Raw genomic sequence first — 16,162 nt, forward strand, 5'->3', positions numbered from 1 at the left:
GTTTATCTCCTTATCCTAATACCCCGATTGCACCGCCTAGGAAACCGATCGCGAAGAGTACCAACAACACACGAGTGACGCTTTGTCCTTTGACCTGCAACCAATAAGCTAAAAAAGTAAAGGCAAGTGGTAAGAAACTTGGAATGATCTTATTCAAGGTTTCACCAACTGACAAAGTTGTCGTCTCTAGTTTCACTTCTAACACTGCTTGAACACTGACATATTTGACGATCATTACACCTAGACAGAACAGGCCGACGATTCCTAAAAAGGAAGTCATTTTTTTGATGAATGGTCCTTCTAAGAAACGATCAATCGAGTCCATCCCTAATTTATAGCCTTGTGTAAACATACCGTATGTCATCGCAAAATCCATCAACGTAAAGATGATCCCAAAGGCAAAAGCTCCCCAAATCTGCCCCTGTGAAGCCCAGCCTAATGTCACACTTAGAACGATTGGCTTCAACAATCCGGCTACAACAGTGTCGCCGATTCCCGCTAACGGGCCCATTAACGCGGTTTTAATTTCCGTGACCATCGATTTATCGATTTCTTCGGTTGGATTATTAGCGATTCCTTCTTCCAAAGCGATCACCATTCCTGGTAGAAAGGCTCCCAAGCGAGGTTCTGTATTGAAATACAGCATATGCCGTTGCAATCCATCGGTAATTTCTTCCTTGTCTCCTTCGTACATCTTGTTCAAAAGCGGTCCCATAACGGTTGTCATCGCGCCTGCCTGTAATCGTTGATAGTTGTAAGTTAAATGTGATGTTAACCACCAAGTGACAGCTGCTTTTTTGATATCCTTTTTTTCTAATGCTTTAGCCATTCTCTGTTTCCCCCTCTTCTTTCGCAAAGCCAAGTTTTAACATTAATAGACCAATCGCCACAGCGATGATGACATACATCATTAAGTCTGTCATGCCGGTATAAGCCGCAATCGCGAAGCCAATGATAAAGAATGGGATAAGTTCCTTTTTTAGCATAAATTTCAACAACATCGACATCCCTAAAGCTGGTAAAATTTTCCCGACGGCTCCAAGACCGTTCATTGCCCAATCAGGCAAACTATTAATAATAATCTGAATGTACTCGCTTCCAAAAAGGGCGATAAAGAAGACCGGTAACGCTCTTAAGAAGAGCACAATAAACGGACCACCAAACATTTGAATTTTGCGAATGCCTTTCCAATCACCCTTGTCGGCTAATTTATCCATTCGCGTCGGCCAAAATGACGCTAGAGTCATGTATGCTACATGAACATAATTTCCTAATAATCCAATCGGAATGGCGAAAGCAGCCGATTGCTCAATACTCATCCCCCCTTGGATCGCAACAAATGTTCCAAGTAATCCCGCCCAATATAGGTCTGAAGCATTCGCCCCACCTGCACTAATCCACCCTAGATAGGCCACGTTGATTGTTGCTCCAATTATTACTCCCTGAACTGGATCGCCGTAGATTAACCCAACCCAGAACCCGGCCATAATCGGTTCGCGGATCAGCCACCAACTTAGCGGCCACTGAATCCCGTTTAGCAGAGCTAACAATCCCATAAATAATGCTTGAACCATTTCTTTTCCTCCTTCGCACTAATGAATCTTGTTCAAATGCCTACTATCATTTCATTAAAGTGTTCATTCAAGAAATTTCTTGAATGAAAAGACAATCCTTTTTTAAAACTTACTTAAAATATTTTTAAATGCATACTCCGTATCTTCGGGAATCGGTTGTCCGTAAACTCGCACCCCACTTTCGTGTAGCGGAACCAGGTCCTGAACATCCTCTTCTGACATGACAATATTTTTATTGATATTTTTTTTGTTTCCGGAACCTTCAATGCCGCCAATTTGTAGCGAGGTATACTTAATTCCGTCTTTCCATGCTTTGGCCGCTGTTTTTGTATCTTTGAAGAGAATAAGTAAATTATTCTTAGGGAAATCATTCTGCTTCCATTTTTCGGTAGCGCTTGCAATCGATTCTACAAAAACATTTACCGATGAGGGTGCCGCATTTAATAGTATTTTTTTCAAGATGGGACTCTTCGCTGATTTGTCGTCAATCACCACGATATCTTTAATGTTGTATTCCTTTACCCATCTGGTCATTACCTGCCCATGGATCAAACGAAAATCGATCCGTGTCAATTTTAAATTTTCCATTTCTGTTTCCTCCTATGCATTGTTTGTAATCTCTTACTTGAATAACGGCTCCTCTCTGGTAAATTTAAGACTACATCCTTTAAGAACATCCTCACTATCACATATCCAAAACCACAAGTCAAAATCTCCCAAAAACCTTTTGTGTACCACAATAAAATACCTTTATAAAAGCATTAAAAGTAATATATTACACTATAGAAACACCAACTATTATTTTGTGGTATAATTCTATGAAAAACAGTGTAAGCGCATTCTTTAATAAATACAACAAATTTAGGAGGAAATTATGGCAACTCAGCAGGAAAAACTACTCCATCGCATCGAAGAGATGACTCAAGAGCAAATCATGCAGGGTACTTATGATTTTTCAGACTGTTGCGCATTGGTTCTATCAGTTGATTTAGTAATTGATCGCTCCAATGTTTCGCGTATGTTGAATAAGCTGCATCAAGAAAAACAACTGATCAAGCTAAAAGGACGACCAACTTTATTCATTTCTACTCAAGTTTTGACAAAGAATTTTCCCTATCTATCTTTGCCTCATACAATTCAAAAAGATGACCACTTGAATAACTACCTTTTTCTAAATGAAACATCAATTCTTAGTGCGACTGAATTTCAGTTGGATGCTTTAGACATTGGTGAAACGAGTTCGTTATACAATGTAGTACAAAATGTTTTACCGATCTTTTATTATCCAAGCAATGAGCTGAAAATAATTATTTTAAGAGGCGAAAAAGGCGTCGGGAGAAAATTCTTTTTAGAAAAATTGATCGAGCAAAATAAAAGGAAAGAAACTTCCAAATCTGCAAGAAAAATCTTCTATGCTCTTTGGTCCGAACAAAACAAGCTTGATATTCTCCCAGAGTTAAAAAGGAAAAAAGAAGGTCTGTCTTCTTTTTTGGTCATCGAGCTAGATTCTTCCATTTCAGCATCAGATGTTTCAAGAAAACTCGATGAGCTCTCTTTTTATTATAAAAATGAAGGCGGCACTCAACCATTGGTGGCTTTACTGATACCACCTCATATGCAAAATATCGAACAGTTTTATGAAATCAGTCCTTATGTGGGATATTTCCCTAAATTTAGCGAACGTCTTTTAAAGGAAAAAGTTGAAATTATTTCAAGCATTTATTTAACAGAATGCAGACAAATTTCACGAGAAATCATGGTTACCAAAAAAGTGATTCAAGCGCTTGCCGCTATTTCAGCCAGTTCAAACATTGCCTATATAAAAAAAGAGATCTTATATTCGATCTCTCAAGCTTTTTTCAATCGAAATATAGAGAGTGCTGCCAGTACAACAATTCTTGTATCAACCAGGCATTTATCTGAGAAAATTGACCAAAACGTTGAAGGCCCACGAGATGAGAAACATTTTTGGGATAAATTTCCAGAAAGGCTTACCTTTTCCACTCAATCCAACTTGTCCACACTAGAAATCTTAAACAGTACACCAGCCGAGAATTGGTTAATCGACCGACATATCTTTGAAAAGCAGACGATCGAACATTTGATTAATACCTTGCCAACAAATTTAGTTTTTTATAGCGAGCAAGACTACCAGCATACCTTGGAAAAACGCTTATTCAACTTTTTATCAGAGACGCCGCTAATCAAAGATCCGATTTTACAGAATTACATTATCAAAACGATCGCGGAAATTATTAGAGGAAGCTTCCCTATTGAGAACTATATTTTTCCAAAACAGGACGATAATTTTAAAGGAATTACTGGCATTATCAAGAAAATCGAGCGTTTCTTGCGTAAGTATCAAAAAGGGATATCAGAGCCAAAAATCACTTTTATTCGGAAGCTGATTATTTTAGGGATCAAAAAAGTAACTGATGTCAGAGTCCCAATGCTGATTTCAGCCAGAGACAATGGAATTGCGGAACATTTGGCTCAGCGGTTTAACGAATTGATTGGAAAGAGAGCAATCTTTTCCATGAGTTCCAGACGAACAGAGGCGATGGATAAGGGAGAGGTTCATTCATTTGTCAGAAAGATGTCTAGAAATCTAAAAACGATCGATCGCGGTGGCGGAACAGTCCTAGTCACTGATTATGACCCATCTAATGATATAGACAATAAGATTCTCCTGGAAATCCGGCTCTTAACCTTCACTACCTACCCACCGACGATGGCCCATATCTATGATATTCTGTGTATTCTGAATGGAAACATCATGAGTGTTGTCTCCGTTTCTTCAACGATTATCAATAAAAAAAATGAACACAAGAAATTTTTGGCAGACGATTCCTTGAATGATCGTGCAGAACGAACAAACAGCGAATACTATGAACTTTTTAATCAGCTTTTTTCACGACTAAATACAGCTAAAACCAATGAAGTTTTATATAAGCTTTTAAAACATATCGCCAGCGATTTAGCTATCACGCTTTCAAATAAACTCATTCTTGACTTTCTTTTTCAAGGAAACTGTCTTTTAGAAAAGCATATGGCGAACGATCACGACTCGTTAGTTACCATTGATCGATCCACATATAAAAGACTAGCAAATCAAAAATTTCAACGAATCAAAAAGCAACTTGATCAAGCAGTTGATCTCTCATTCATTGATTTTACGGATGAAGATATCATGCTGCTAACCTACCTGTTCTAACTACACACAAAAACAGAATGAATGAGACCGTTTCTAAATAGTCTCTACATCCTGTTTCCTTTTGCTTATTTCCAATTTGTTCGCAAGAAATCATGGCTCTATAATTTTTGGGACTAATGAATCACAATTGATTCTTCAGTCCCATTTTCATTGTTGACAAAGAGCCGAAAAAAACCAATTAAGCACTCTGCCTAACTGGTCATGACTAAATTTTCAGTTGTATCTTTCTCTACCAACACTAAAAGTCGAAGAGCCAAATGTTATAGACAACTAGTCACACTTTTTCTGCCACACGAAAAGATTCCTTTAATCGATTTTTCAATTTAAAACAATCTATTTCTTCGGTTCATCCTCATCCATTTTCAGAACTGCCATGAAGGCTTCTTGCGGTACTTCGACAGAGCCGATTTGTTTCATCCGCTTCTTCCCTTCTTTTTGTTTCTCCAGAAGTTTGCGTTTCCGAGAAACGTCACCGCCATAACATTTCGCCAATACGTTTTTACGCAAGGCTTTAATGTCTGAACGGGCAACGATTTTTTGTCCGATGGCTGCTTGGATCGGTACTTCAAATTGTTGTCGTGGGATCAGTTTCTTCAGTTTTTCAACGATGGCTTTGCCTCGTTCATAAGCAAAGTCACGGTGAACGATAAAGCTCAATGCATCGACTTTTTCAGTGTTCAGCAAGATGTCCATCTTCACTAGCTTGCTAGTGCGGTAACCAGACATTTCGTAATCGAGTGATGCATACCCTTTCGTGCTGGATTTCAATTTATCAAAGAAATCAAAGACGATTTCCGATAATGGGATCTCATAAACGACGTTTACTCGATAATCATCCAAGTAATCCATCGTGACAAAGTCTCCCCGTTTGCGTTGGGACAATTCCATTACAGCACCGACGTAATCATTAGGAACCATGATTTGTGCTTTTACGTATGGTTCTTGTACATTGTCGATCGTGACTGGTTCAGGAAATTCTGCTGGGTTATCAACGACGACCATTGAGCCATCTGTCTTGTTGACATGATAGATTACGGATGGTGCAGTCGTAATCAGCTCAAGGTTAAATTCACGTTCTAGCCGTTCTTGCACGACATCCATGTGTAATAGGCCTAAGAAGCCGCATCGGAACCCAAATCCTAACGCTTGAGAGGTTTCTGGCTCAAATTGCAATGCTGCATCATTCAGTTGTAATTTTTCCAATGCTTCTCGAAGGTCGTTGTAGCGTGAGGTATCGATTGGGTACAATCCGCAATAAACCATTGGATTCATTTGGCGGTAGCCTTCCAATGCTTCGGCTGCTGGATTGTTGGCTAAAGTCACCGTATCTCCGACTTGCGTATCTTTAACAGTCTTGATGGCAGCAGTGATATACCCAACATCGCCCACCATCAACGCATCTCGTTGAATGGCTTTGGGTGAAAAGACGCCGACTTCCGTGACATCAAAGGTCTTGCCATTGCTCATCATTTTGATTTTATCTCCAGGTTTGACCATCCCGTCCATAATGCGGACGTTTAAGACCACCCCACGATAGGAATCGTACACGGAGTCAAAGATCAACGCTTTTAACGGTGCTTCAATATCACCTGCTGGAGCTGGGACATACTCAACGATTTGTTCCAAAATGTCTTCGATCCCAATACCTGCTTTGGCACTCGCTAAAACAGCTTCACTGGCATCGATTCCGATAACATCTTCGATCTCTGTTCGTACCCGCTCAGGATCGGCAGCTGGCAAGTCTATTTTATTAATGACTGGTAGGATCTCTAAATCATTGTCTAACGCCAAGTAGACGTTTGCCAATGTCTGTGCTTCGATCCCTTGAGCCGCATCAACGACGAGTACGGCGCCTTCACAAGCGGCCAAACTGCGGGAAACTTCATAGGTGAAATCGACGTGCCCTGGGGTGTCGATCAAATGGAAGATGTAGGTTTCTCCATCTTTGGCGGTATAGTTAAGTTCCACGGCATTTAATTTGATCGTGATTCCTCGTTCACGTTCAAGATCCATGGAGTCTAATAATTGGTTTTGCATTTCCCGAGACGTCACCGTATGGGTTTGTTCCAAAATACGGTCCGCCAGTGTTGATTTCCCATGGTCGATATGGGCGATAATGGAGAAATTACGAATCTTCTCCTGTCGTTTTTTCATTTCTTCTATGTTCATGGATACGTTCCTCATTTCTTTTAGTCAGCTTTTCTATTATACCAACGAAACGCCAATAGTTAAAGTATTTTTCTTAACCGTTATTTAGACATATTCATTCAGGTTTTGCTATACTAGAGCTAGCAAATAAATTGGAGTTGAAAGAATGGACAATAATTTTCATCAAAATCTACATATTCGAGCGGTGGATGAAAAAGACGTTGATCAGTTCAATGAACTGTTAAGCTACGTTTTTCAGATCACTGAATCGGATATTGAAGAAAGCGGCTATGAGAGCAAACGGGAAATGATTAAATCTAAGCGCCCGATCTTAGAGCTTTCCAAGGTCTTTGGCTGGTTCAATGAAGACAAGTTGATCTCGCAAATCGCTGTTTATCCTTGTGAAGTCAATATACACGGCAAATTGATCAAAATGGGCGGAGTGACCGGTGTTGGGACCTACCCTGAATATGCCGGACATGGCCTGATGAAAGACTTGATCAAGCTTGCCTTAGAAACCATGCGGGAAGATCAGCAATGGATCTCCTACCTTTATCCATACAATGTGCCTTACTATCGTCGCAAAGGCTGGGAGATTATGTCCGACAAGCTGACCTTCAAAATTCGTGATACCCAGCTTCCGAAAACCAAAGAAGTCCCTGGGATCGTAGAGCGCAAAGAAGTGGATGACCCTGATGTCTTTACTGTCTATAACCAATTCTCCCGGGAAAACCATGGCGCCTTGCAGCGGACCTCTTTTCACTGGGAAGAGTATTGGCGCTATGAAAATGAAGAAGAGCGCACCGCGGCTGTCTATTACAATGCCAGTGGTCATCCGACTGGTGTACTTTTTTATTGGGTAGCCGAAGAAGTCTTCCATGTAAAGGAAATGTTCTACTTAAATCAAGAAGCCCGCAATGGTCTTTGGAATTTTATCTCTGCTCATTTCTCAATGGTCTATTGGGTCAAAGGAGACATTTATTCAAATGAACCCCTGTCCTTCTACCTGGATGATAGCCAAATCAAAGAAACCATTGAGCCTTATTACATGGCGCGGATCGTCGATGTTGAACAGTTTTTGAAAAACTTCCCATTTGAAGCCTTTCAAACACCCTTTCACTTTGTTGTTTCTGACCCAGTTGCCGATTGGAACAACGGAATCTTCGGTGTCCAATACAATCACGGGGAGATCGTGGTTTCAAGAGAAGCCATCGGAAAAGCTGTCCAGCTGGATATTCAGACATTGTCTTGTCTGTTGATGAATTACCGCCGTCCAGCTTACTTAGAGCGTGTGGAACGGCTAAATACCGATTCAGAAACACTGGCATTACTAGAATCGATCATCCCTGATATGGAAGCCTATTTCAGTGATTATTTCTAAACAACGAATCAACAAAACGTACAACTATGAATGATTAAGGAGTGTTTTTGAATGAAACTATATTTTGCTGCTCCCCTGTTTGCTGCTAGTGACCTTCGCTACAACGCCGAACTTGTTGCGTCGATTCGTCAGCAGTATCCGCAGCTGGAGATTTATTTACCTCAAGAAAATGCCGCGATCAATGATAAGTCCGCCTACGCGGATAGCAAAATGATTGCGTTGGCAGATACCGAAAAAGTACTGGAAAGCGATTTGATGATCGCTTTGCTGGATGGTTTGACCATCGATGCTGGGGTTGCCTCTGAGATCGGCGTCGCCTATGCAAAAGGCATTCCTGTTTTAGGGCTTTATACGGATAGTCGCCAACAAGGTGCCGATAATCAGCAAAAGCTGGCAGCATTACAAACCGTTGCGGAAAATCAGTTCCACTATGTCAATCTTTATACGGTGGGTTTGATCAAGCTAAACGGTGAGATTTATTCCTCTGAAGCAGCACTTGTAGCTGGCTTAGCAGACTATCTTTCGGAGGACAACTAAATGGGGCAAAATTATCAGCGACTGCAAAAGGTATTCACTATTTTCGGTATTCTCGTGTTTTGTTTTTCTTTGTGGGAATTTTTCCGTGGCGTCTATCCGCAAACACAAGGACTGATTTTCTTGGGTCAAGCCTTACTTGGGATTTTATTGATCTTTGTCCCAGAAATGAGTAAAAAGTTCTTAAAAATCCAGCTACCAAATGCCACCGTCTACTTTTATTGGTTTTTCTTGCTGATCTCCGTATTCATGGGGACGATCTTACATTTGATCGAAACCATTGCTTTCTGGGATAAAATTCTGCATGCGGTAAGCCCAATGGTCTTGACGGCTGTAGGCTATGGATTGATCTGTCTCTTACTAAAAGAAGTGCCCGTTTCAAAAGTTTCGCCTTGGTTATTTTTACTGATGGGCTTTGCTTTTGCTGGCTTGTGTGGTGTTTTCTGGGAGTTTTGGGAATTCATCTGCGACTCTGTTGGTGGAATGAATCTCCAACGTTATGCAACCTTAGATGGCACCCCGTTTATTGGTCGTGAAGCATTGATGGATACGATGGGCGATTTACTAACCAACACGATTGGCGCTGCTTTGATGGGCGTGATCGCGTATGTTCAAGGACGAGGCAAACCTGATTACTTTGAAAGTTATCGGATTAAAAAATTATCATAACCAACCTTTAAAAGCTTGTTGAAACCATCGTTTTTCAACAAGCTTTTTTCTTTTGTTCTTTTATTGATAAAGAAAAATTTATAAAAATACTTAAATAACACATCTTATTTTTATGGATTCGCTGTCTAACAAGGTTCGACCTTCCTTACACTTCCCTATAAAACGGTTACAAGTACAAGAAAATTCCCTCGTTTAATCATTTTTATTTCCCCAAAAAACCATGGTCTGTTATAATTACATTATTCATTTGACATTGCGTCAGTAAAGGAGAGGCTTATGGTTCTAACAGTGTTTTTTATTTTATGCTGCTTGATTTTTTCATCGATCACCTATGCGTTCTCTAAAGATGCCCGAAAATTTGTCCAACCTTTATCAATCAAAATTATTTTTATCGCATCAGCTATTATTGCGGTTTGGACGATGTTCTTTTCAATGGTTGCATTTGTCGCTTGGGTCATCTAAAAAAACATTCTTGCCAGTTGCGGCGTTTTCGCTGCATTGGCAAGAATGTTTTTTTGTGATTAGAAAAGTTTGATTTGATTCAAAGGCCAAAAACGCAGCAGCACTTTCCCCTCCATTTGATCTTCTGTTACGACCCCGAAACTACGACTGTCCCGAGAGATCAAACGATTGTCTCCCATCACAAAATAGCTGCCTTCAGGAACAGTTACCGTAAAATCGTCGGTAAAGTGTTCGGCACCAGCGGCGATCTGCTGAAACATTTCGCGATAAGAATATTCGTCTTGTAATTGATCGTCCGCAAATTTCTCTTTAAACTCATCTAAATAGGGTTCTTCGTATACTTCTCCATTGATTGTTAGGACATCATCTTTCATCTCAATCGTATCACCGGGTAAACCAATCAGCCGCTTGACAGCAATTTTGCTTGGATCATCTGGTTCAACACATATCACGATGTCTTGGCGGTCATATGAAGAAATTTTTGATGCAATCAAACGCTGCTTATCGGCCAAAGTTGGATCCATAGAATGGCCACTGACTTGAACTGGCGTCAGGACAAACAAACGGATGAGAACCACGGCGACGATAAAGAAAAGCAGTAACCAATTCTCTTTTAGGATTTTTACCATAGCTGCTCTTTCGCTCCTTTACTGCATCTTTTGTCATTATCAAAGCTCGTTTCTGGCATTCTGACAAAAGATATCTTCCTCAATCTTACGTGGAATTTTTACATTGAGCAAGAGAAATCATCGATTTTTAAAAAAATATGACATTTCTAGTGGCCATAAAGAACCTTTTACGTTCGATCACGACTCAAGAAAGCAAACACATCTTTTCGACTTAGACTCCCTACGAGTTTCTGCTCTTCTTCAATCACTACCGTGTCATGAGTTGCAAATAAGGTATACAACTCATTTAAAGTAGTAGATGCAGCGATTTGAGGAGCCACTGGGTTGACTTCATCGCTGAAAAAGTTCATCCGCATCAAATCCCCTGCAGTGACCAGTTTTGCTTCGTCTTCACCGGTCTCTTCAAAAAAACTTTTCACAAAAGCAGTTTTTGGTTGCGAGACAATCACTTCCGGTGTATCACATTGGACGATCTTCCCTTGATTCATGACAGCAATGCGCGTACCTAGTTTTACCGCTTCTTTCATGTTATGCGTGACAAAAATAATCGTCGTCCCAAGCTCTTGGTGCAAATCGAGGACTAACTCCTGTAAGGAATTTCGAGAAATTGGATCAAGAGCACTAAAGGGCTCGTCCATCAGAATAATTTCTGGGTTAGCAGCTAACGCTCTTAAAATCCCGATCCGCTGCTGTTCTCCTCCTGACAACTCTTTAGGCATTCGATGGCGGTATTGCTCTGGGTCAAGTTTGACCTGTGTCAGCAAACGATCCACGGCTTCTGAGCGATCTTTTTTCGACCACCCTAACATCTCTGGGATTACTTCAATATTTTGCTTCACATCCATTGTCGGAAACAGGGCGATTTGTTGGAGAACATACCCCATTTGCCAACGCATTTTTTGGATATTGTATTCTTTGATTCGTTTTTCTTTGAAGTAAATATCGCCATCCGTTGGTTCTGACAACGCGTTGATCATCTTCAAAGTCGTCGTTTTCCCACTCCCAGAAGGACCGACCAAAACAAAGATTTCCCCTTTATTGATGCTCAGATCTAATTGATCGATCACTATTTTTTGATCAAACTTTTTACTGACGTTTTTAAATTCAATAATTGGTGTCATTCTTGTCCCTCCTTAATTAATCCTTCATCTATCAGGAAGGTACGCGCGACTTCTGCTGGATTTTTTCCTTCGACATTGACCTGATAATTCATTTCACTCATTTGTTCTTCGGTGATTTTACCTGCCAACTTTTCCAATGCACGGACGACTTCTGGATGTTCCTTGGCAAAGGCTTCTTTCATCAAAGGCGCTCCTTGATAAGGTGGAAATAGTTCTTGATCGTCTTCTAGAATAACTAAGCCATATTGACGCAATTCACTGTCCGTGGAATAGGCATCCAGTAGATTGATATCGCCATTATTGATGGCTTGATAACGCAATGCTGGTTCCATACTTTGGACACTTGGAAAATCTAGCCCATAGAGTTCTTGGATGCCCGCATAACCGTCCGTCCGATCAATGAATTCGAGGGTAAAGCCGGCTTTGATTTTATTTTCGATTTTCTTCAAATCAGAGATCGTGGTTAGTCCATTTTCCTCAGCAAATTCTTTTTTCACAGCCAACGCATAGGTATTTTGATACGCCATCGGCTGAAGCAAGGTCATCTCAAACTGATCCTGTAACAGATTGACTGCTTCGGTATAGGTTTCGTCTGAGTCAAGTTTTTGACTCGCAAGCTCTTCTGGTACCTCAACTAAGCTCTCCAACACGGTACCAGTAAACTCTGGATATATATCAACTTGACCATTGTCCAATGCGCTGAATAAGAAAGAGGTTTTTCCAAAATTTGGCTCTAGTTCAACTTGGGCATCAGGATCTTCTTGCTCAATCAATTCTTTGTACATGTTGATCAAGATATCAGGTTCAGACCCTAACTTCCCAGCTATGGTAATGGTTTTCGGCGCGAAAAATCCGCTCTGTGAAAAAGAAACGCCGCCAATCAGCAAGATGATCGCTGCCAGCGTAATCAAGGTATAGCGCGGTTTCAGGTGTTGTAGATAACGGATCAACGTACTGAAAATAATAGCCAGTAAAGCAGACCCGATCGCGCCGATCAACGTTAATTCAGGGGCATTCCGATCGATCCCCAACAAAATAAAGGAACCTAGCCCACCAGCGCCAATCAGAGCGGCTAAAGTCGCTGTTCCGATGATCAAGACCAACGCCGTGCGAATCCCCGAAATAATGACAGGCAAGGCAATCGGCAATTCGACTTTGATCAATCGGCGCATCCGAGACATACCAAATGCCGCCGCAGCTTCTTCGATTGATGGATCGATCTCCGAAAGGCCAATATAGGTATTTTGAAAGATCGGCAATAACGCATAAATAACTAGTGCGATCAACGCAGGCGGCGTTCCGATCCCCACAAATGGAATCAATAAACCTAACAGTGCCAGTGATGGAATCGTTTGTAGCACACTCGTTATTTGTAGGCCGACTTCCGCTGCCCGTTTATGATTAACCAGCCAAATGGCTAACGGGACAGCAATAACGATCGCCACCAGCAGCGCAATGATCGACAATGACAAATGCTCAAAGACAGCTGTCAGCAATTCCCCTTTTCGCTCATTCAACGTTTCAAAAAAAGTATTCATCTTTTCATTCCTCTCCTACTCCATAAGAACAGTATAATCGAAGTGCGAATTTCCTCCAAACAACAAGCAAGGGGAACTTTTTTGTCTTATGTTGAGCGACAAAAAAAACGATGGCTACCAATGAAACGGCAACCATCGTTTTGCATTTATCCATTTTTTATCTTTTTATTCCTCGGTAATTGGCGTATTTTCAAAAACCAGCTGTTCGTTCAATAATTCGATCGTGACTTGGGTCTTTGGTAAGACTCTGCCAGCAACGATTTCTTTTGCCAACGGGGTTTCGACTTCTCTCGTGATAAACCGACGGAGAGGTCGCGCACCATACGCTGGCTCATAAGCATTTTCAGCGATCCAGCGTTTGGCTTCTTCAGTGATAGTCAACAGTATATCTTGGACTTCCAGTCGTTGTGACAGCTGTGCGATGATCTTGTCGACGATGCCTGTCACATCGTTTAGACTAAGCGGTGTGAACAAAATCGTGTCATCGATCCGATTTAAGAATTCTGGTTTAAAATGCCCTCTCAAGAGATTACGGACATTTTCAGCAACGTTTTCTGGGATCGTCCCTTCTGCGGTCACGCCATCTAGCAAGACTTGAGAGCCGATATTGCTAGTCATGATCAAGACTGTATTTTTGAAATCAACGACTCGCCCTTTTGAATCTGTCAAACGGCCATCATCAAGCACTTGTAATAAGATATTGAAAACATCAGGATGGGCTTTTTCGATCTCATCCAATAAGACGATCGTGTATGGATTGCGTCGAACAGCTTCAGTCAATTGGCCACCTTCTTCAAATCCTACATAGCCTGGAGGGGCACCGACTAAGCGAGACACCGAATGTTTTTCCATGTATTCGCTCATATCGATCCGAACCATATGCTCTTCTGAATCAAAGAGGTTGACCGCCAACGCTTTCGCTAATTCGGTCTTACCGACGCCGGTCGGACCTAAGAACAAGAAGGAACCTAATGGTCGATTTGGATCTTGCAGGCCAGCTCGTGAACGAATGACGGCATCACTGACGGCATCGACGGCTTCGTCTTGTCCGATCACTCGTTGATGCAAGGTCTCATTTAATTTCAACAGTTTTTCCCGTTCGCCTTCCACTAATTTCGCAACAGGAATCCCTGTCAAACGTCCAACGACTAGGGCAATCTCATTTTCGGTCACTGATTCTTGGACCATCCGAATGCCTTCATCTTGATTTTTTTCTTCCAGTTCAGCTAGTTCTTTTTCCAGTTGTGGAATCGTCCCATGACGAAGAACAGCTGCCCGTTCCAAATCATAGTTATTTTCAGCATCTTCCAACTCATGCTTGGCTTTATCGATCTCTGCCCGTTTGTTGGAAACTGCATTGACTTCTTCTTTTTCCGTTTCCCACTGCATTTTCATGGTATTGACTTCTTCACGCAATTCCGCCAATTCTTCTTGTAAAATGCCTAAGCGTTTTTTCGATGCATCATCGGATTCCTTTTTCAATGCGGCTTCTTCGATCTCAAGTTGCATCAAACGACGGGTAACTTGGTCGAGCTCAGTAGGCATCGAATTCATTTCCACCCGAATTGTGGCACTCGCCTCATCGATCAAGTCAATGGCTTTATCTGGTAAAAAGCGGTCCGTGATATACCGATCAGATAAGGTCGCCGCAGCAACAAGCGCGTTGTCATGGATGTTGACGCCATGATGGATCTCGAACCGTTCTTTCAAGCCACGTAAAATCGAAATCGTGTCTTGAACGGTTGGTTCCTGTACCAGCACTTTTTGGAAACGACGTTCCAAAGCTTTATCCTTTTCCATGTATTGACGGTATTCATCAAGGGTGGTTGCGCCAATCGTATGCAATTCTCCCCGTGCCAGCATTGGTTTTAGTAAGTTTCCAGCATCCATGCTGCCTTCCGTCTTACCAGCACCTACAATATTGTGGATCTCATCAATAAAGAGAATGATCCGTCCATCGGCTTTTTTCACTTCTTGTAAGACAGCTTTCAAACGCTCTTCAAATTCACCTCTGAATTTAGCACCTGCGATCAAGGCACCCATATCCAGAGAAAAGATCGTTTTGTCTTTTAGGTTTTCTGGGACGTCTTTTCGCACGATCCGTTGTGCCAATCCTTCAACGATGGCTGTTTTACCAACCCCTGGTTCACCAATCAAAACGGGATTGTTTTTTGTCTTCCGAGAAAGGATGCGAATCACATCGCGAATTTCTTCGTCTCGTCCGATAATTGGGTCCATTTTTCCGCTGCGGACTTGTTGCACCAGGTCAACGCCGTATTTTTCTAATGCTTTGTATTGTTCTTCTTGATTTTGTGAGGTCACACGATCCCCTCCTCTTAATGTTTCGATCGTTTGCTTGATTTCTTTCGCAGTGATTCCTTGTTTCTTTAAATACACCGTCAATGGATGATTTTTCAATTTCATCAACGCATAAAGGACGATTTCTGTGGAAAGATACTCGTCTTGAAATTCATTTTTTAATTGATCTGCCTCAGACAAAAGATGAAACAGATTTTGACTCATAGATTGACCATAACGAACATTTCCTCCTTCAACCGAAGGCAGTTCATCTAATAGTCGATCGACTTCTTTTTCAAAAGCATCGACATCGAGACCTGTGTCCGTGTAAAAATTGCGGCCGAATTGATTGGCTTGCAATAAAATCTTCCATAAATGCGGAATATCAATTTCTTGATGGTGACGGGTCATGGCAATCTGCTGGGCTTCAGCGATAGCACTTTGTAATGTAGTCGTCATTTTTTCTGGGTTCATACTTTTCCCTCCCAAAATGGTAGTCAGAAAAAAGTACGCTGCAAGCAGTATCCTTTTTTCTACTCTTCTATTATACAACGTTGGTCAGTAATGGTCAAAAGTTTTCCCTCGAACATCAAG

The 16,162-nt window shown here is 41.3% G+C and carries 13 protein-coding genes; 5 read left to right on the forward strand and 8 right to left on the reverse strand.

Translation table 11 applies throughout. The features are described from left to right. Positions 1 to 10 precede the first annotated feature (10 nt). From IGJ74_RS09915 to IGJ74_RS09925, 3 genes are all read right to left on the reverse strand, one after another. Complete coding sequence (locus tag IGJ74_RS09915; protein WP_005235832.1) at positions 11 to 829, reverse strand: PTS system mannose/fructose/sorbose family transporter subunit IID; 819 nt, start codon at positions 827 to 829, stop codon at positions 11 to 13. Then, the gene (locus tag IGJ74_RS09920; protein WP_005235830.1) at positions 822 to 1,574 is read right to left on the reverse strand and encodes a PTS mannose/fructose/sorbose/N-acetylgalactosamine transporter subunit IIC; all 753 of its coding nucleotides are present in this window, start codon (positions 1,572 to 1,574) and stop codon (positions 822 to 824) included. Before IGJ74_RS09920 ends, IGJ74_RS09915 begins: the two co-directional genes overlap by 8 nt. Positions 1,575 to 1,676: 102 nt before the next feature. Further along, a complete protein-coding gene (locus IGJ74_RS09925; protein WP_005235828.1) occupies positions 1,677 to 2,162 on the reverse strand; it encodes a PTS system mannose/fructose/N-acetylgalactosamine-transporter subunit IIB in 486 nt (161 codons plus the stop codon). A gap of 286 nt (positions 2,163 to 2,448) precedes the next feature. Between IGJ74_RS09925 and IGJ74_RS09930 the strand changes: the two genes are divergently transcribed. Next, positions 2,449 to 4,788 (forward strand): transcriptional antiterminator, encoded by a 2,340-nt coding sequence (locus IGJ74_RS09930; RefSeq protein WP_218193067.1) that lies wholly within the window; start codon positions 2,449 to 2,451, stop codon positions 4,786 to 4,788. A gap of 333 nt (positions 4,789 to 5,121) precedes the next feature. Here the strand turns inward: IGJ74_RS09930 and lepA are convergent, their stop codons facing one another. Next, positions 5,122 to 6,957 carry a translation elongation factor 4 gene (gene lepA / locus IGJ74_RS09935; protein WP_005235823.1) on the reverse strand — a complete coding sequence of 612 codons (1,836 nt, stop codon included), beginning with the start codon at positions 6,955 to 6,957 and terminating at the stop codon, positions 5,122 to 5,124. 145 nt (positions 6,958 to 7,102) lie between these two features. On the opposite strand from lepA, the gene IGJ74_RS09940 reads away from it, so the two are divergent. The 4 genes from IGJ74_RS09940 (at position 7,103) to IGJ74_RS09955 (ending at position 9,982) form a co-directional block, all read left to right on the forward strand. Further along, entirely contained in the window at positions 7,103 to 8,317 is a 1,215-nt protein-coding gene (locus tag IGJ74_RS09940; protein WP_005235821.1) for a GNAT family N-acetyltransferase, read from the forward strand. A 51-nt stretch (positions 8,318 to 8,368) separates the two neighbouring features. Continuing rightward, entirely contained in the window at positions 8,369 to 8,854 is a 486-nt protein-coding gene (locus IGJ74_RS09945) for a nucleoside 2-deoxyribosyltransferase (RefSeq protein WP_005235819.1), read from the forward strand. Further along, on the forward strand, positions 8,855 to 9,520 hold the full coding sequence (locus IGJ74_RS09950) for a hypothetical protein (protein ID WP_008380055.1): 666 nt from the start codon (positions 8,855 to 8,857) through the stop codon (positions 9,518 to 9,520). Positions 9,521 to 9,796: 276 nt separating this feature from the next. Next, positions 9,797 to 9,982, forward strand: coding sequence for a hypothetical protein (locus IGJ74_RS09955; RefSeq protein WP_005226019.1), 186 nt, complete (start codon positions 9,797 to 9,799; stop codon positions 9,980 to 9,982). 59 nt (positions 9,983 to 10,041) lie between these two features. On the opposite strand, the gene lepB is transcribed toward IGJ74_RS09955, so the two are convergent. The 4 genes from lepB to clpB all read right to left on the reverse strand — a co-directional run bounded on the left by lepB (position 10,042) and on the right by clpB (position 16,042). After that, a complete protein-coding gene (gene lepB, locus IGJ74_RS09960; protein ID WP_060792036.1) occupies positions 10,042 to 10,611 on the reverse strand; it encodes a signal peptidase I in 570 nt (189 codons plus the stop codon). A gap of 167 nt (positions 10,612 to 10,778) precedes the next feature. Next, positions 10,779 to 11,732, reverse strand: a complete 954-nt coding sequence (locus IGJ74_RS09965; RefSeq protein WP_005235811.1) for an ABC transporter ATP-binding protein — start codon at positions 11,730 to 11,732, stop codon at positions 10,779 to 10,781. Further along, positions 11,729 to 13,270, reverse strand: coding sequence for an ABC transporter permease/substrate-binding protein (locus IGJ74_RS09970; RefSeq protein ID WP_005235809.1), 1,542 nt, complete (start codon positions 13,268 to 13,270; stop codon positions 11,729 to 11,731). Before IGJ74_RS09970 ends, IGJ74_RS09965 begins: the two co-directional genes overlap by 4 nt. Positions 13,271 to 13,435: 165 nt before the next feature. Then, on the reverse strand, positions 13,436 to 16,042 hold the full coding sequence (clpB, locus tag IGJ74_RS09975) for an ATP-dependent chaperone ClpB (protein ID WP_008380058.1): 2,607 nt from the start codon (positions 16,040 to 16,042) through the stop codon (positions 13,436 to 13,438). Between the last annotated feature and the right edge of the window lie 120 nt (positions 16,043 to 16,162).

Origin of the sequence: Enterococcus sp. AZ009 (assembly GCF_050548785.1) — a bacterium.
Taxonomy (GTDB): domain Bacteria; phylum Bacillota; class Bacilli; order Lactobacillales; family Enterococcaceae; genus Enterococcus_D; species Enterococcus_D entomosocium.